The organism is Vibrio sp. 10N.222.49.C12, assembly GCF_041475025.1.
In the GTDB taxonomy this organism is placed as follows: Bacteria; Pseudomonadota; Gammaproteobacteria; order Enterobacterales; family Vibrionaceae; genus Vibrio; species Vibrio crassostreae_C.
Genome location: NZ_JBFRVF010000026.1, coordinates 59,696 through 76,531 on the forward strand (window position 1 = coordinate 59,696; position 16,836 = coordinate 76,531).

Annotated in this window: 14 protein-coding genes and 2 pseudogenes; 9 read left to right on the forward strand and 7 right to left on the reverse strand. The window is 42.5% G+C overall.

Translation table 11 applies throughout. The features are described from left to right. Positions 1 to 3: 3 nt before the first annotated feature. From AB4583_RS09940 to AB4583_RS09950, 3 genes and pseudogenes are all read right to left on the reverse strand, one after another. Positions 4 to 993: pseudogene (locus AB4583_RS09940) on the reverse strand (sigma-54-dependent Fis family transcriptional regulator); the annotation flags it as partial. 237 nt (positions 994 to 1,230) lie between these two features. Then, positions 1,231 to 1,970 (reverse strand): annotated as a pseudogene (locus AB4583_RS09945) (NUDIX domain-containing protein). 224 nt (positions 1,971 to 2,194) lie between these two features. Further along, positions 2,195 to 2,596 carry a hypothetical protein gene (locus AB4583_RS09950; protein ID WP_017061631.1) on the reverse strand — a complete coding sequence of 134 codons (402 nt, stop codon included), beginning with the start codon at positions 2,594 to 2,596 and terminating at the stop codon, positions 2,195 to 2,197. A gap of 306 nt (positions 2,597 to 2,902) precedes the next feature. On the opposite strand from AB4583_RS09950, the gene AB4583_RS09955 reads away from it, so the two are divergent. Next, positions 2,903 to 3,985, forward strand: a complete 1,083-nt coding sequence (locus AB4583_RS09955; protein ID WP_372052098.1) for a pyridoxal phosphate-dependent aminotransferase — start codon at positions 2,903 to 2,905, stop codon at positions 3,983 to 3,985. A gap of 77 nt (positions 3,986 to 4,062) precedes the next feature. Here the strand turns inward: AB4583_RS09955 and fghA are convergent, their stop codons facing one another. Both fghA and AB4583_RS09965 read right to left on the reverse strand, forming a co-directional pair. Continuing rightward, positions 4,063 to 4,902: an S-formylglutathione hydrolase gene (gene fghA / locus AB4583_RS09960; RefSeq protein ID WP_017061633.1), complete on the reverse strand. Its 840-nt coding sequence runs from the start codon at positions 4,900 to 4,902 to the stop codon at positions 4,063 to 4,065. A 315-nt stretch (positions 4,903 to 5,217) separates the two neighbouring features. Then, positions 5,218 to 6,366 (reverse strand): S-(hydroxymethyl)glutathione dehydrogenase/class III alcohol dehydrogenase, encoded by a 1,149-nt coding sequence (locus AB4583_RS09965; protein WP_193846139.1) that lies wholly within the window; start codon positions 6,364 to 6,366, stop codon positions 5,218 to 5,220. 322 nt (positions 6,367 to 6,688) lie between these two features. Between AB4583_RS09965 and AB4583_RS09970 the strand changes: the two genes are divergently transcribed. The 4 genes from AB4583_RS09970 (at position 6,689) to AB4583_RS09985 (ending at position 12,573) form a co-directional block, all read left to right on the forward strand. Beyond that, on the forward strand, positions 6,689 to 7,033 hold the full coding sequence (locus tag AB4583_RS09970; RefSeq protein ID WP_017069768.1) for a multidrug efflux SMR transporter: 345 nt from the start codon (positions 6,689 to 6,691) through the stop codon (positions 7,031 to 7,033). Between the two features lie 231 nt (positions 7,034 to 7,264). Further along, entirely contained in the window at positions 7,265 to 9,562 is a 2,298-nt protein-coding gene (pflB, locus tag AB4583_RS09975; protein WP_372117199.1) for a formate C-acetyltransferase, read from the forward strand. 591 nt (positions 9,563 to 10,153) lie between these two features. Then, the gene (locus AB4583_RS09980; protein WP_372117201.1) at positions 10,154 to 11,656 is read left to right on the forward strand and encodes a DNA/RNA helicase domain-containing protein; all 1,503 of its coding nucleotides are present in this window, start codon (positions 10,154 to 10,156) and stop codon (positions 11,654 to 11,656) included. 146 nt (positions 11,657 to 11,802) lie between these two features. Then, on the forward strand, positions 11,803 to 12,573 hold the full coding sequence (locus tag AB4583_RS09985) for a hypothetical protein (RefSeq protein WP_372117203.1): 771 nt from the start codon (positions 11,803 to 11,805) through the stop codon (positions 12,571 to 12,573). A 235-nt stretch (positions 12,574 to 12,808) separates the two neighbouring features. Here the strand turns inward: AB4583_RS09985 and AB4583_RS09990 are convergent, their stop codons facing one another. Next, positions 12,809 to 13,012, reverse strand: coding sequence for a pyrophosphatase (locus AB4583_RS09990; RefSeq protein WP_102420170.1), 204 nt, complete (start codon positions 13,010 to 13,012; stop codon positions 12,809 to 12,811). Positions 13,013 to 13,390: 378 nt separating this feature from the next. Here AB4583_RS09990 and folK point away from each other — a divergent pair, with 378 nt between their 5' ends. The 4 genes from folK (at position 13,391) to folM (ending at position 15,727) form a co-directional block, all read left to right on the forward strand. Further along, entirely contained in the window at positions 13,391 to 13,888 is a 498-nt protein-coding gene (folK, locus tag AB4583_RS09995) for a 2-amino-4-hydroxy-6-hydroxymethyldihydropteridine diphosphokinase (RefSeq protein WP_372117205.1), read from the forward strand. Between the two features lie 97 nt (positions 13,889 to 13,985). After that, a complete protein-coding gene (gene folX / locus AB4583_RS10000) occupies positions 13,986 to 14,357 on the forward strand; it encodes a dihydroneopterin triphosphate 2'-epimerase (RefSeq protein ID WP_017067658.1) in 372 nt (123 codons plus the stop codon). 18 nt (positions 14,358 to 14,375) lie between these two features. Further along, positions 14,376 to 15,014: a GTP cyclohydrolase I FolE gene (gene folE, locus AB4583_RS10005; RefSeq protein ID WP_048611743.1), complete on the forward strand. Its 639-nt coding sequence runs from the start codon at positions 14,376 to 14,378 to the stop codon at positions 15,012 to 15,014. Further along, positions 15,011 to 15,727: a dihydromonapterin reductase gene (folM, locus tag AB4583_RS10010; protein ID WP_372052096.1), complete on the forward strand. Its 717-nt coding sequence runs from the start codon at positions 15,011 to 15,013 to the stop codon at positions 15,725 to 15,727. The genes folE and folM overlap by 4 nt, the downstream gene beginning before the upstream one ends. Before the next feature lie 104 nt (positions 15,728 to 15,831). Here folM and AB4583_RS10015 read toward each other — a convergent pair whose 3' ends face one another. Further along, positions 15,832 to 16,752 carry a helix-turn-helix domain-containing protein gene (locus AB4583_RS10015; protein WP_017067657.1) on the reverse strand — a complete coding sequence of 307 codons (921 nt, stop codon included), beginning with the start codon at positions 16,750 to 16,752 and terminating at the stop codon, positions 15,832 to 15,834. Positions 16,753 to 16,836: the final 84 nt, after the last annotated feature.

Here is a 16,836-nt window from a genome sequence, read left to right on the forward strand (position 1 = left end):
TTCCTATTGGAGGATTCCCAAGCTTTTCAATTTTCGATAAATGGTATTGCGGCTGATACCGAGTATTCTCGAAGTCTTACTTATGTTGCCTTGGTTGGCTTGATAGGTTTGCAGCAAGGTTTCTTCAACGGTACTTCTTAAATCGTTATTAGCTGTACCTTTGGTGGTATTAGGAGGCGTGAGTTGATGCTGATTATCGTGTGCTAATGACGTGAGATGTTGAGCAAGGTGGCTGGGCACATGCTCGAGTGTGAGTTGGGGTTCATCACTTGCTAATAGAGCAGCAACCTTAAGTAAGTTGTCTAATTCGCGGATATTACCCGGCCAAGAATAGGCGCACAGTAAGCTCATCAAGTGCGGGCAGATTGTCTGTTCGTCTTCGGCGTATTTACGATGAATGTGCTCGATTAAAGCGTGCTTGTCTTGTCGGTGTTGTAGGCTTGGCAAGGTGAAGGCTAAGCCATTGAGTCTGTAATACAGGTCTTGCCTAAACTCACCTGTTGCGACTAACTGCTCGAGGTTTTTGTGAGTTGCAGCGATGATCTGACAATCGACTTGATAGCTTTGATTGGAACCAACTGGCACCACGGATTTGTCTTGCAGAACATGCAGTAGTCGGCACTGAGCTTCTAAAGGCATGTCGGCGATCTCATCTAGAAATAGAATCCCTTTATCTGCTTGACGGATCTTACCTTGGAAGCCCTTGTGGCTTGCTCCCGTAAAGGCGCCCGGCGCGTAACCAAACAGTTCAGATTCGATAAGGTCTTTAGGCAGCGCGCCACAATTTAACGCTACCAAGGGCGAAGACTTACGCTGGCTTTGCTTGTGCAGCGCTTTAACAAACTCGCCTTTGCCAACTCCTGTTTCTCCTAAGATCAACAAACTGATCCCTTTATCGATTACCTTGTTGGCTTGCTGCCAAGCGTGTTCGATTTGTTGCTCGCCATGGTGCAAATCACACGATGCTGAAATGGAGCGTGTGCGTTTGGTGGTTACAAGAAGTCGGGTATCGGCCGTGAGACACATAAGATGATGCTCGATCACTACCAAAATACTAAGAACCTGTTGATCAGCTACGATACTAACCCACTAGGATTTTTCTAAAATAGATAGGTTCTAGAACAGTCTATTAGGAAGTCACTAGCAACGAGATGGCTTAAACAATACAAGTAAAATGAAAAGCAAAACGCCAAGTTCTTATGAGCTTGGCGTTTTTATATTTGAATCGCTCTAGTTTTGCGAAAAGAAGATCTCGGGCTTGTGGACTGGGCCATAGTTGCCTTCTAACTGAGTGAGTTCTAATCCTTGTTTGCTTATCAAAGAGCCGACTAACTGGCGGTTGAACGGGTAGCTGTCGGGGTTGTTAATGTACTCTTCAACATCAATCCATTTAGCTTCTGCAATTTCATCGGTGTCTTGAATCGCAATCTCCCGAGTTTGAGCGATAAGGTGACAAACAAAGTAGAGGTTAGACTTTCCGAATTGATACGGGTGTCTCGTCGCCATGCCAACCACTGAAACGAACGTGGCTTCGATGCCAGTCTCTTCTAAGGTTTCTCGAACCACGGATTCTTCAATGCCTTCACCCAACTCAATATGACCGCCCGGTAATTTGTAGCCCGTCATGCCGTGTTCTTTAATCATCAGCACTTGGTTGTGTTCGTTAGTGATTAACGCGCCAGCACCCAAGGTGTGTGGGTCGGAATGAAAGGCACAAACTCTACAATCTCGGATTTGTGGATCAGCGTAATCTCGTCTTCTAGACAGTTGTGGAACACAAAGCCAAGTTCGGTCGCTACCGGAATGAGGTGCGAGAGTGAAATAGGTAAGCTAATCCAAATGATGCCTTTGTTATTCTGCTTTGAAAATTCGGTGATCTCGCTGAGTTCGGCATTGAATGAGTCAACATCGTGAGGGGCTGTTGCTGGGTCAATGATGATGCCGTTAAATTTGTCGAGCGTAAATTCCACGGGTGATCCTTTATTATTTTGATTTATTGGGCGTCGAGCATGGTCTGAGCTTATCGTATCTAAAGAGCTTATAACACATTGAGAGCAAGGGCAGCAGTGAATCAAAAGTAGGCAATGCAGTTTATGTCGAACGGGTCGGGATAAGTGGAGGGTGTTGCTAGAAACAAAAACTGCGCTTGGAAGCCAAAGCGCAGTTTTAAAATGAGGTTTATTGCAGTTCGATTTTAACGAATATAGTTCGCGTTAATACTCACGTACCAGTGTTGAAGCTTGCCATCAGATTTCTTGATCCACAAATCGTTGGTGTAGCTATCAATCTTGCCGTTAACCGTAAGGTTGAATGTGTTCTCGTCGAATTCGCCAAGCTTCACGAACTGGTCCGTGGTAATCAGGAATGGGTCCATGTCGTCTACACCAACCACATCTGAAATCACATAGTAGTGGTAAGTCAGCGGCTTGCTCGCATCATTCGGGTTGCTGCGATACGCAACAAGCTTGAATGGTTCCGTTAATGGAACGTCGAGCGTTTGCTTGTCCATGGTCGCTGGAATTGGAATAAACAGCCAAGCGGTAAACAGACCGCTCAATAAAACCATCAGGAAGAAAAGAGTCTTAATTGCTTTCATAGCAACCTTCAAAATATGGGGGATGTTAATGGGGCTATGGTAACTAGGGAGAGTAAAGATGCAAGCTCTGTTATTACCCTATCTTATCTCAGCTTAATCTAGCGCAAAGAAAGCGGTTCGGTTAACTCGAAATGTAAACACGAGTGCTTAACTCTTGATTATGGCTTAAGAGAATTCGTTATTTGAACCAATCTTGGTTTTTAACCAGTCTCTCGAAACAAGGCGAAGAACTGTCGCGAAATGACCTATATAGATAAAATTCAGTACGATAAGAATAGCGCATGAATATTTTTTGAGCGTTTTCTTATGCATTTAAATCCACGGTTAAGTGGCGAATACCATTCTTATGTCGATCACTCATTTCGTATCGATTGTTCACTTGGCTCCAATCCATTTGGCGCACCAGAAATTCCTGAACATGTGATCAAAGATATTATCTACGGTATTGATAAGTACTATTGCCACAGGGAGCTTTCGGAGCTGACTTATCTGACTCGCCAGTTTATTGGGATTGAAGATTGTCGTATTACGTACACCACGGGCTCTCTTGGGGCGCTAGAACTTATCTTCAATAAACTTATCGATCACAACAATCGCACCATGATAGGCATTGGCCCTCAGTTTGTTGAAGCAGTATCAGAGTTCACTTTGGTGGGCGGGAAGTACCAGTCCATCAACATGTTTGATTATCAAAACGAGTCGGATCTGTTCGGTGTGTTGGCATCAAAAATAAGCAGTCAAAATCCTGCCTTGGTGTATATCGATAATCCCAACAACCCAACGGGTCGAATCTACGACAGAGCTTATCTGGTCGAGATAGCGAGAGTATGTGAGCGTTCTGGCGCTATTTTGATTGTCGACGAGGCATATGGTGAATACCTGACCCCTGAGCAGTCTATGCTCGATCAGACCTTAGTCTTGGACAACTTAATAGTTTTACGAACCTTTTCTAAAGGTTTAGGGCTCGCTGGGATTCGACTCGGTTACTTAGCCAGCAGTGAAAACCTGACTTCTGCAATCGAAGCTGCGGTGAGTGTGTTTACGCCGACTTACCCCTCAATAAAAATCGCATCGGCGACCTTACCCAATGCAATACACTTCTTAGAAATGAACCGCAGCAAAACTGAATACTTTAAGCAGCAAATGATCGGCTTGTTGTCTGAGAACAATATTGAGGTGGTTGGCACGTCAATATCGACGCCCATTATGTTGTTGAAAAAGAGAGGAACTCACCTTTCAAAGCTATTTGAGAGTATCGGTATTAAGACATGTTCGGGTGTCGATTTTGCTATTACGTGCGACGCGATGACTGAAGAGTATGTTCGATTACGAATTGTTGGCAATGATATAGATTTAGAAGCGTTAAAGCAGCGTATTAAGCAGTTATAAAAGCAACCGTTATAAAATCAGTAGGCATAAAAAAGCCCGCACCTTGCGTTTACAAAGTGCGGGCTAAATTCATCTGGCTACTTGTTTAAGTAAGCAGCGTGGAACTCAATGTGTTCATCAATAAAGCTAGAGATGAAGTAGTAGCTGTGGTCGTAACCAGGCTGCATACGTAGATCTAAATCGGCATTGGTTACCTTAGCGGCTTCGACTAATTGCTCAGGTTTAAGCTGTTCAATCAGGAAGTTATCGGCTTCACCTTGGTCGACCAACATTGGCAGTTTAGTGCCTTTGGTTTTTAGAAGCTCAGAGGCATCGTAGTGTTTCCACTCTTCAATATCCAAGCCTAGGTATTGGTTGAAGGCTTTTTGTCCCCAAGGGCATTGCATTGGGTTGGTGATTGGGCTGAATGCAGAGATAGAACGGTAGCTATCTTCGTTTTTAATGCCAATCGTTAGGGCACCATGTCCGCCCATGCTGTGACCAGAAATCGATTTTACGGATGTAACAGGGAAGAACGACTCAATTAATGCAGGGAGCTCTGTTACCACGTAATCGTACATGTGGTAATGGCTGTCCCATGGCGCTTGAGTGGCATTCACATAGAAGCCTGCACCTTGGCCGAGATCGTAATTTTCATCGTCGGCAACACCTTCGCCACGTGGGCTAGTGTCTGGTGCAACAATCGCGATGCCTTGCTCAGCCGCGGCTTTGAAAGCGCCGGCTTTTTGCATGAAGTTTTCATCGGTACAGGTTAAGCCTGACAACCAATACAAAACAGGAACTGGGTTTTCTTTGCTTGCGTTAGGTGGCAAGAAAATCGCAAAACGCATGTTGCAGTCAAGCGTTGCAGAAAAGTGGGTGTATTGTTTGTGCCAACCACCAGCAACCTTTGCTTGGCTAATGTTTTCGATTGTCATCTATTGTGCTCCGTTAGGTTGATGGTTTGGGAGTAAATTTGTCTATATTACATAAAGTTTCACCACCCACCGGGCAGGAGGTGGTGAAGACAGTTTGTTGCTATTCATTTGTAGCTGTGGCCTCGACACCTAAGTATCGAGACCAAGAGGTGTTATACCAATCACAGTAAGTAGATGGTCATAAATAGCGCAGGAAAAAGGCTTGAGAACAAGGCAGAAATTTTCGATAAGTAGTTATTCTACAATCAAAATTTCTAACGCCGTTATCGAGTGTTTTAACAAGCTAGAATGACCAGTTATTTACTACGATTGGTATTATTTATCCATGTGTAGAACAGTACGGATAGATTCACCTTTGTGCATTAGGTCGAATGCTTCGTTAACGTCTTGCAGACCCATAGTGTGAGTAATGAACTCTTGAAGACCAAACTCACCTGCCATGTAGCGGTTAACGATTTCTGGAAGCTCAGAGCGGCCTTTAACACCACCGAAAGCAGAACCACGCCATACGCGACCAGTCACTAGTTGGAATGGACGAGTTGAGATCTCTTGACCTGCACCCGCAACACCAATGATGACTGATTCGCCCCAACCTTTGTGGCAGCACTCAAGTGCTTGACGCATCACGTTTACGTTACCGATACACTCGAAAGAGTACTCAACACCACCGTCTGTCATCTCTACGATAACGTCTTGGATTGGCTTGTCGAATTTAGTTGGGTTGATGCAGTCTGTCGCGCCAAGCTGTTTAGCTAGCTCGAATTTGCTCTCGTTGATATCAACACCGATGATGCGGTCAGCACCAGCCATGCGAGCACCAATGATTGCAGAAAGACCGATACCACCTAGGCCGAATACAGCAACGTTGTCGCCTTTTTCAACTTTAGCTGTGTTCAGTACAGCGCCCATACCTGTAGTTACACCACAACCTAGAAGACAAACTTCTTCAAGCGGTGCTTCTTTGCTTACTTTCGCTAGTGAGATTTCTGGAAGTACTGTGTACTCAGAGAAAGTAGAACAACCCATGTAGTGGAAGATTGTCTCACCATTGATAGAGAAGCGGCTTGTACCGTCTGGCATTAGGCCTTTACCTTGCGTTTCACGAACCGCTTGGCATAGGTTAGTTTTACCAGATTTACAGAACTTACATTCGCCACATTCAGCTGTGTAAAGTGGGATAACGTGGTCGCCAACTTCGACACTTGTCACGCCTTCGCCGATCATCTCAACGATACCGCCACCTTCGTGACCGAGAATAGAAGGGAAGATACCTTCTGGATCGTCACCTGATAATGTGAATGCGTCAGTGTGACAAACACCAGTAGCAACGATGCGAACTAGAACCTCACCAGCTTTAGGAAGTTGTACATCAACTTCTTCCATTTTTAGTGGCTCGCCAGCTGCCCATGCAACCATTGCTTTTGATTTGATATGCGTTTGACCAGGTTTAATTTCGATTGTCATTGGATGTTTCCTATATATGTCAGTACAGCGGATAACTGTGCAATTAAATTCAACCCGTTAAGTGTAGTTGAGCTTAATTGTTTCCGCTCTCTCGTTTTGTTGGAGCTAGTATAGGTGTGAGTGCATGTTTTGATAATCCCCTTAAATAGAAAATGATTATTACGTATTTGTAATAATAGAGCATTTAGGTTCCTCGTGTTAACCGAAAGTCACACTTAAGAATTTTTAAGGTACGTCATAATAATTGCTTACTGAAAATCACATGAATTGGAAATAAAACTACAATATTCTGAGCGCCGTATTTAATGTTGTGGACTCATACATGCTTTTATCTCTTCCGCCTCCAGTGATGCTGTCACTTGCCATCGTGCTTGAAGTTGTCGCGACTTCTTTATTGCCTAAAACGCAGCAATTTACTTCCCTTCCTGCGACCGCCGCAGTACTCGTCGGTTATGGCTTTGCTTTTTATCTGTTGTCTCTCACGGTTCAAACCATGTCTTTGGGTGTGGCGTATGCGATTTGGTGTGGCGCAGGGATAGTGTTGGTCGCGGCGTTGTCTTGGTTGGTCTACGGGCAAAAGCTAGACATCTACGCGATCATTGGAATCGCTTTGATTCTGTCTGGCGTGGTGATCATCAACCTGTTTTCAACGTCGGTGAGTCACTAAGAGTCTATTCCTACTTCTGAAACAACAAACTAATTGGAATCTAGAGTTGTTAACCTCCAACTTAAGATATTGAATATAAAATAGTAATTCTAATAAATGCATTTTGTGCATGTATTTTATGAAAACAGCTCACTTTACTCATAGATTGGTCGGTTTAGTATAGCCAGCAGAAACCAATGATTATAAATAATCATAGATATTGTCTGTTTATCAATAACTTAGTAGGTAATTATGACTATTCCGACAACCGATATGATGGAAGCTTGGGCGGGATTTCAAGCTGGCGACTGGCAAACATCCGTTAATGCACGTGATTTTATTCAGCGAAACTACACTCCTTATGAAGGTGATGAATCTTTTCTTGCGGACGTGTCGGATTCGACGACACAGCTATGGGAATCGGTGCTAGAAGGTATTAAAGAAGAAAGCCGCACTCACGCCCCTGTCGATTTTGATACTGATATCGTTTCCACTATCACCTCACACGATGCAGGTTACATTGCAAAAAACCTCGAAAAAATCGTGGGTCTACAAACCGATAAACCACTAAAACGCGGCATCATCGCTAATGGCGGTATTCGAATGGTGAAAACGTCGTGCGAAGTGTACGGTCGTGAATTAGAGCCACAAATCGAAAAGATCTTCACTGAATACCGCAAAACGCATAACCAAGTAGCGTTCGATCTTTATACCGATGAAATTAAAGCATGTCGCCGTTCTGGTATTATTACTGGTTTGCCAGATGCTTATGGTCGTGGACGCATTATCGGCGACTACCGTCGTCTTGCTTTGTACGGTATCGACTTCCTAAAATCAGACAAAAATGAGCAGTTCAAATCGACTCAGAAGATGCTTGAAACGGGTGGTGATTTAGATAAGACATTGCGTTTACGTGAAGAGCTTACTGATCAAATTCGTGCCCTTGATGAAATGCGAGAAATGGGTTTGAAGTACGGCATTGATATGTCTTCTCCTGCTCGTACTGCGCAAGAAGCAATCCAATTTACCTATTTTGGTTACTTAGCTGCGGTTAAGTCTCAAAATGGTGCTGCGATGTCGCTAGGCCGCACATCAACCTTCCTAGATGTTTACATCGAACGTGACCTTAAACTTGGTCTGATTGATGAAAAACAAGCGCAAGAGTTGATTGACCATTTCATCATGAAGCTTCGTATGGTTCGTTTCCTTCGCACTCCTGAATATGATTCATTGTTCTCTGGCGACCCAATTTGGGCAACAGAAGCAATGGCTGGTATGGGCGTTGATGGTCGTACTCTTGTTAGCAAAACGACTTTCCGCTACTTGCACACATTGCACACGATGGGCCCAGCACCAGAGCCGAACATGACGGTTCTATGGTCTGAACAACTGCCTATCGCGTTTAAACAATACGCGGCTAAAGTGTCTATCGAAACCTCATCACTTCAGTATGAGAACGATGATCTAATGCGTGCGGATTTTGATAATGACGATTACGCGATTGCGTGTTGTGTGAGCCCACAGGTGGTTGGCCAACATATGCAGTTCTTTGGTGCTCGTGCAAACCTTGCTAAAGCGTTGCTTTACACCATTAACGGTGGTGTTGATGAAAAATCTAACATGCAGGTTGGTCCTCAAGTTGCTCGTATCGAAGATGAAGTTCTCGATTTTGACCGCTTAATGCCTCGCTTTGATGACATGATGGATTGGCTTGCAACGCAATACGTCACTGCGCTGAACGTGATCCATTACTCGCATGACCGTTACAGCTATGAAGCATCGTTAATGGCATTAATGGATCGCGATGTTCATCGCACAATGGCTTGTGGTATTGCAGGGCTGTCGGTTGTTGCTGACTCTTTAGCGGCTATCAAATACGCGAAGGTAACACCAGTACGTAACGAGGATGGCATCGCTGTCGACTTTGAGATTGAAGGCGAATATCCGAAATTCGGCAACAACGATTCACGTGTCGATGATATTGCTTGTGATTTGGTTGAACGTTTTATGAAGAAAATTCAGAAAAGGAACACCTACCGTGAAGCGGTTCCAACTCAATCTATCCTTACGATTACTTCAAACGTTGTATATGGTAAAAAAACCGGTAACACGCCTGATGGTCGCCGCGCTGGTATGCCATTTGGCCCGGGCGCAAACCCAATGCACGGTCGTGATGAGAAAGGGGCGGTGGCTTCACTTTCTTCAGTTGCCAAACTGCCATTCGAGTTCGCTAAAGATGGTATCTCTTACACCTTCTCAATCGTACCAAATGCACTAGGTAAAGATGACCTAAGCCAAAAAGTGAACCTAGCAGCACTAATGGATGGTTACTTCCACCACGAGGAAAGTGCAGGATCGATTCGTATTGAGGGTGGGCAACATCTTAACGTGAACGTGCTTAACCGTGACATGTTGTTGGATGCCGTCGAACATCCAGAAAAATACCCACAGTTAACCATCCGAGTATCGGGTTACGCAGTACGATTCAACTCGCTAACACGTGAGCAGCAACAAGATGTAATTAGCCGTACGTTTACTGCTAAGATCTAACCGTAAACTTCAAGTTATACGGTCCTAAAAAGCGCGAGAATGACATCCGTCTCTCGCGCTTTTTTGTGCGTCGAGTATGGTGGTAATCATGTTGTTGGACGTCGCGTTGTCTTGGCTGGTATATGGGCAAAACCGATATTTACACGGTGATTGGTATCGCTTTGATTCTTTTTTTGGGGGGATTCGCTTGTTTTTTATGTCAGAGATCACTAGGAGCTCTAACTTATCTTTGCCCCATTACGTGTTTCAACTGATTCAATATACACTGCACCAAAGCGCAGTTTGACTTACTTTTTCTCATATAATTATGTGGCCAAATTTCCTCATCCACTACAGTGCAGTGTTTACAAGGGGGAAGAGGATGAAGAGTCATGCAAGTACAAGGATCGACTACCTGACACACTGAAAAGTAAGTTAAAAGCTAAAGACAGAATACCTCGTTAATGGTATCTGCGACAAACAGATAGCCCTGAACTGTGGTTAGGTTGTACGTGATTGGCTTAACCGTACTTTATTTTCACAGTAGTACTGCCTATATCTCAGATTTTTTGCAGGTGGCTTGCCATAAGGCACTTGTTTCATGAAAATTATGTGCTTAAGCGTTTACAACTGATTGGCAGACATTTAGTGAAAAGTATAAACATCTTATCGTTAGTTCAAGCTAAAGCATCTCTGGATGATAACGTCTTTGATGATTTGGTAACTTTCCATAAAATCGGTATCAACGATGCCGAAATGGAGGATCTTAAACAGTTGGTTGAAACTGTTTGGGGTGAGCTAGAAAACCCAATTCATCTAAATAATTTCTTCGTTGGTTATACTATCCCACAGATTGGGAAGGAATTTGATTTACTTAGGTTTAGTGATGACCTTGTGGTCAATATAGAGCTTAAACGAGAAAGTACAGAAGAGAAAATTAAAAAGCAGTTGCTAAGAAATAAATATTATTTGAGTTACTTACAGCGTGAAATATATAGTGTTACTTTTGTCTCTACTACTGGCGAGTTCTTCACTCTAAATGATGATGACGAGCTAGAAGCAAGCTCGGTTGAAGAGTTAGCTGAAGTTCTTTGTGGTCAGGAATCTCTAGAAATAAGAAATTTAGACCAAGAGTTTGACCCGTCTGACTATTTGGTATCACCATTCAATTCTACTGATAAGTTCTTAAATGAAAACTATTTCCTAACAAGTCAACAAGAGAATATTAAAAATCAAATATTGAAAGAGCTTGATAAGAATAAAACAAGCTTTATTTCACTGATTGGAAGTGCTGGTACAGGTAAGACTCTGTTAGCATACGACATTGTGAAAGACTATGTTGATGGTAACTCTGCCCTCATTGTTCATTGTGGACAACTTAATGATGGTCATCGGGCTCTTATCGATGCAGGGTGGGATATCATATCGATTAGACACCTCAATTCCAGAAAGCTCTCGGATTACGACGCAATATTCGTAGATGAAGCGCAACGAGTTTACAAGAAACAATTTGAAAAAATTGTTGATGAAGTGAAAGCTGAAAAAATTAACTGTGTTTTTTCATATGATCAATTGCAAACTCTGTCAAATTCCGAAGCTAGAGTGAATATTCATGGGGAGATAAGTAAGATAAAGGGATTGGTTTCTCATAAGCTGTCTGAAAAGATTAGGACAAACAAAGAGATCTCTAACTTCATAAAATGTCTTTTCGATAAGAAGCGATATATAGATTTCACCTATTCAGGTGACATTGATTTCGAATACTATGATGAGATAGATGATGCTCGTGAATATATATCTTCATTAAGAGAAGGAGATTGGGAAGTCGTTAGGTTTACACCTTCGCAATATAATAGAGAGCATCACAAAAAATATTCAGATTGTAATTGTCAAACATCTCATGAAATCATAGGTCAGGAATTTGATAATGTAGTCATCGTATTGGATAAGTTCTTTCATTACAATGGCAGTGATAACCTAGACTATAGTGCTTATGCCTATTACAACCCAGTAAAAATGCTCTTCCAGAACATCACTCGAACTAGGAAAAAGCTAAAACTCATCGTTATAGATAATGATGAGATCTTGGGAAGGTGCATGAAGATCTTGGGTTAAGTGTATGTTGAGGAGGCTATGTAGATTCACACAACAAGTTGATACTGGTTGAGTTTCATAGTAAATGGCATCAACATAGACGGGATGTAAAGATGGAAAAGGCCTATCTATAAAGCGTAATGAGCCATCGGTACAAAGGAATTACTATGGAAAATTTAAATAACCCAGCAAAGCGAGTTTTGCATCTTGTTAATCAGGTGAAAACTAAGAAAGATAATGTTCCTATGTCGGTTGCATGGGGTGAGGTTTTTGAGCTTGATACTGAGCTTGTCAAAAGAGATCCACATGAAGTGTATGACAAGCTAATGTTAGTTCGAAAAGAAGTAGAACTGGTTGAGCGCTTAATGAAACAAACAACATTTAGTAGCAACCTTTACCAGCCATATTTGGACCGAGTTAAAAGTACTATCTCATTAACTAATGTTTCAGCTTCATGGAATAATTACAAAAATAAATTGAGTACGGATACGATCTTAGCATTAGGATACTGTAGTGAGATACTAGAAGACGAAGATCCTGTAGATAAAGAAGAGTTAGAGGCAATTTTAAGTTCTATTCAGACTTTAAGGCAGGATATCGAAAATAGCTCTATCTCATCTGGTATGTACGATTTCTTGATGAGTCAGCTCAATATCATTGAAAGTGCTATTCAAAGTTATCCAATCGTCGGTGGGGCAGCCTTAAAAAAAGCATTTTCTGAGGGCTTTACTGACCTAGCATCAAGAGTCGATGATATCTCTGACGGGGCTGAAAATGATCATGAAAAAGCTTCAAATGTAGCTAAAGTATGGGGTAACTTGAGAACGGCAGCTAAAGGTATAGCTGAAACAGACAAAATGGCTAATGCATTACTAGGTTTATACGAAAAAGGACAAAATGCAGCAGAACCACTACTAGACCTTCTGTCTGGCTCATAAAAAACGACTATGGTATCAAGATACTTTTTCTAACCTGACGCAAGCACTTTAGAGCATGTGCACTAACGCGTTTCTGTCCAGAAACGTTTTTAAAATTGATCAAACTCTATTGTCCTCCGACAACAATGGCTAGATATAGAGCGAGCATAGGGTCAGATAGAGTTTAAAAGTAGGTAGTGGTTAGGGGGGAGTTGGTGATCTTAATTACACATCCCTGTGTAACGTATTTTGAATGTCAGCTGGCTTTAAAGAGCTTCATAAATTGACTAAAGCGTGGAATCAGGTTTTGCACAGTCGGCGCATCTGGAATCTCATTTACAAAAATCATAAAGCGCTGTGCTTTACTTTTATCACCTTGAGCAGTCCCTGCTAGTATTGCTTGAGCTAAAATTACATGCTCAGCGGTAACGTCCTTATTCGAAAATTCGTGAATCAACATAGAAAATCCTAATAAGTATAAATACGGATATAATAATACAATATATTGATGTTTATATCGATAGCTTATGGCATTCATCAATGTCAGATTTGTGTAAAAACAATACTGGACAGTGAGCTTAGTGACTTTTCATACTTATGCTAATTCGTGATTTGCTAATACTTGGTTCTTCGAAACTCATTTATTTCCAGAGCCTTCATAAGCTGAATTTTTACCCGTGGTACTTCCTAGTTCGAAAGTCCCTCTTTCCAACTCAGAACCGAACTCAATATGAGTTGTCGGGAGATTTTCATTTACCCTCCCGACATCAAACGGATACATAGCTGATCTTCCTAGCGACTTACAACGTAAGAGGTTAGATAAAAGGGAGAAAACAATATGTCCACCGTCTATGTCAGCATCGGAAGCAACATTAACCGCGAACATCACATCACAGAATCTCTCAAAGCGTTGAATAGTCACTTTGCACCTCTGAACATTTCTAATTTCTACGATTGTGAGCCTGTTGGTTTTGAAGGGGACAACTTCCTAAACCTAGTCGCAGGGTTTGAATGTGACCTTTCTATCGCTGAACTGGCTAAGGTTCTGCATCAAATCGAATTAGAAAATGACCGCAAGCGAGAAACTAAAGAATATGCCTCGCGCACGATGGATATCGATATCCTTCTTTACGGTAACGAAGTGGGCACTATCGATGGAGTAGAGCTGCCGCGAGGTGAAATCACCGAGTACGCTTTTGTGCTTCGACCGTTAGTTGATGTTGCCGCGCAAGAACTTCATCCCACTCTAGATATCTCTTTTCAGCATCTCTGGAACAACTTCGATCAGCTGAGTCAGAAAACCGAACTTATACCGTTCGAGGTCAGCTTCACTTAGTCCCTGTAACTGCTTTAAACAGAACGCTTGAGCTTTATTGATCTTTTCCTCTAATAGGCACGTAACTCACTCTACCTTCTAAGGATCGGAAACTGTTATGAATCACAATGCGATTATCACCATCACAAATCTCAGATTAAGAACCTTCATCGGCTTCAACGAAGAAGAAAAAACCAAGCAGCAAGACATCGTCATAAATGCGGAGATCCATTATCCCGCAAACAACCTTTGCCTCTCTGATGATGTGGAGAACGCACTTAACTACAAAAATATCTGCAAAAAAATTATTGAACATGTTGAATCTGGACGGTTTCTGCTTTTAGAAAAGTTAACCAGCGACGTACTCGGTATTTGTATCGACCATTCATGGGTTCGATACGCTCAGGTGAGAATTGACAAGCCTCATGCTCTACGTTTCGCCGATTCCGTCTCGCTCACCCTGAGCTATGAAGCAGAACTTGAAGATTAACTCATAAGGAGCGACTCAATGCTAACCACAGAAGCTGAAAAAGTAAGAGAAGCTTTGCTCGAAAAGGGGCTTGAAACCCCGATGACATCGAGCGAAATGAACCCAGACCAGAAGTACAACCGCATCAAAGGGCTTTTGACGGAAGTTGTCAGTACGCTCGGGCTGGATTTAACCGATGACAGTCTCGCTGAAACACCTCATCGCATTGCAAAGATGTACGTTCACGAGATATTTTCAGGGCTCGACTACAATAACTTCCCAAAAATCAGCGTTATCGACAACAAAATGTCAGTTGATGAAATGGTTAAGGTATCGGATATAGATTTAACTTCGACGTGCGAACATCACTTCATCACCATCGATGGTTTAGCACAAGTGGCTTATATCCCAGAATCCAAGATTCTTGGGCTATCTAAAATAAACCGTATTGTTCGATTCTTTGCTCAGCGTCCGCAGGTTCAAGAACGCCTTACACAGCAAATCCTGGTCGCGATACAGGCTCTGGTTGAAACAGAAAATGTGGCTGTGACGATTAAAGCAACTCACTACTGCGTTAAATCGAGAGGCGTTATGGACGCTAACTCTGAAACCACCACAACCGCGCTTGGTGGCAGTTTCAAAACTAACCCTCAAACTAGAGCTGAGTTTTTACGATGAGTGAAACGATTCTAATAACTGGAGTGGGGAAGCGTTTAGGATTCGCTCTGGCGCAGCAACTTATATCTGACGGATACAAAGTCGTTGGCACTTACCGAAGCGACTATCCCCAGCTGAAAATACTGCGCGACAGTGGAGCCGACTTGCAACAGGTAGATTTTTATCAACAAAGTAGCTTAGAGGGTTTTTTGCATTATGTTGGTCAAGAATATAAGGCGATTCGAGCCATCATCCATAACGCTTCCGACTGGCAACCGGAGAACAAAAAAAATCCCAGTGAAAACGCATTACAAATCATGAACCAGATGATGACGGTTCACGCTACCGTGCCTTATCTGGTTAACTTAATGCTCAAAGACCAATTAATGTCTGGCGATAAAACGTCGGACATCATCCACATCAGTGATTACGTTGCGGAAAAAGGCAGTAAAAAACACATCGCTTACGCGGCCAGTAAAGCTGCACTCAACAACCTGACGCTGTCGTTCTCAGCGATGTTGGCTCCCAAGGTGAAAGTCAATACTGTCTCTCCTGCCATGATAAAATTCAATGAACATGACGACGAGGCGTACAAAACCAAAGCTCTGAAAAAAGCACTGATTCCCGCAGAGGCAGGCTTTGAAGAAGTGATAGATGGCATTAAGTTTGTTTTGGCTAGTCACTATATGACAGGAAGGACTTTGCACCTTGATGGCGGCAGGCACTTGAAGTGAAGTTCATGCGTTGTGATCTTGAGGCAGGATAGTCAACTAATCTATTCGTCTTTCATATCGTCTAACTACATTTTTTTAAGTTGTCCCTCGACACTTTTTGGGTTTTAGACATTAGAACGTGTTTGCATGGGCGACTCACCAAACAACTGCTTGTAGCTTTGGCAAAAATATCCCAGATGAAAAAAACCAAAGTCAAAGGCGATTTCATTGATGCACCGTTGTTCGCTCGGATTTTGCAGAATGCGCCGTACCTGGTTGAGACGTACATTTTGTATAAATTGTTTTGGTGATATGTCACAACAGGACTCAAAGGTGTATTGCAGCGTACGGCGACTGACATAAACCGCATCGCACAGTTCAGACACGGTGACGGGTTTACGGTACTGCGAGTTATCTAGGTACTGCCTAATTCGACGCATTGTGTTCTCACGCTGTGAGGCATTGGTTTTTTGCATATTTTGATTAGACGATTGAGCGAACAATTCGACCAACATATCTTGAACAATGGATTGATGAGTTTGAAAAGACCAGCGAGATTGACTCGGGGAGAGTAGTAAGCTCAAGTAAGCTTTTATTTGTTGGGTGTAGTGTTGAGAGCAACCAAGAAAGTGGCTCTTGCTGTTTAATGATTCAATCTCTAGCTGTTGCTGAATCATTTCAACCAGTGAAGGGCTTATGACTAACCCATAAATAGAAAAGGTTTCTGGCGTAAGTAGCTCAAAATCCGCCCCAGCCTCACGGATCAAAATACTATCAGGATTACCTTGTGCGTAATTGATGTGTAAAGGTCTATCGTTAGCACTGATCCCTAACCAAATCCCTTCATTAATACGACATTGCTGCTTAAGCTTTCGGTTGCTGTCTTCTCGAAATAGGTGCACGTGAGAAAATTTTCGTTCACGGATCTGACCTAGAAAACTTCCTTGACTCAGTTGGTCATATTCTTGCTGCCAGTTAAAGAGGCTGGCTGCCTGCTGATTTGCATCAAATGTGTTGAATGTGCACAAATTAGGTGCATAACGCATCAATTCTTCATCCTTTCTCATCATTCCATGACCTACCCATGTGACCCATATTAGTACAGTGTGTCTTTAAGTTTATGTTTATTA

What these genes read in the sequence shown, in the direction of transcription:
- folE (WP_048611743.1), top strand. Translation starts at nt 14,376, where the DNA reads ATGCTAACCACAGAAGCTGAAAAAGTAAGAGAAGCTTTGCTCGAAAAG.
- AB4583_RS09970 (WP_017069768.1), top strand. Translation starts at nt 6,689, where the DNA reads ATGCTTTTATCTCTTCCGCCTCCAGTGATGCTGTCACTTGCCATCGTG.
- folX (WP_017067658.1), top strand. Translation starts at nt 13,986, where the DNA reads ATGAATCACAATGCGATTATCACCATCACAAATCTCAGATTAAGAACC.
- folK (WP_372117205.1), top strand. Translation starts at nt 13,391, where the DNA reads ATGTCCACCGTCTATGTCAGCATCGGAAGCAACATTAACCGCGAACAT.
- AB4583_RS09965 (WP_193846139.1), bottom strand. Translation starts at nt 6,366, where the DNA reads ATGACAATCGAAATTAAACCTGGTCAAACGCATATCAAATCAAAAGCA.
- AB4583_RS09990 (WP_102420170.1), bottom strand. Translation starts at nt 13,012, where the DNA reads ATGTTGATTCACGAATTTTCGAATAAGGACGTTACCGCTGAGCATGTA.
- folM (WP_372052096.1), top strand. Translation starts at nt 15,011, where the DNA reads ATGAGTGAAACGATTCTAATAACTGGAGTGGGGAAGCGTTTAGGATTC.
- AB4583_RS09950 (WP_017061631.1), bottom strand. Translation starts at nt 2,596, where the DNA reads ATGAAAGCAATTAAGACTCTTTTCTTCCTGATGGTTTTATTGAGCGGT.
- AB4583_RS09985 (WP_372117203.1), top strand. Translation starts at nt 11,803, where the DNA reads ATGGAAAATTTAAATAACCCAGCAAAGCGAGTTTTGCATCTTGTTAAT.
- AB4583_RS10015 (WP_017067657.1), bottom strand. Translation starts at nt 16,752, where the DNA reads ATGCGTTATGCACCTAATTTGTGCACATTCAACACATTTGATGCAAAT.
- fghA (WP_017061633.1), bottom strand. Translation starts at nt 4,902, where the DNA reads ATGACAATCGAAAACATTAGCCAAGCAAAGGTTGCTGGTGGTTGGCAC.
- pflB (WP_372117199.1), top strand. Translation starts at nt 7,265, where the DNA reads ATGACTATTCCGACAACCGATATGATGGAAGCTTGGGCGGGATTTCAA.
- AB4583_RS09955 (WP_372052098.1), top strand. Translation starts at nt 2,903, where the DNA reads ATGCATTTAAATCCACGGTTAAGTGGCGAATACCATTCTTATGTCGAT.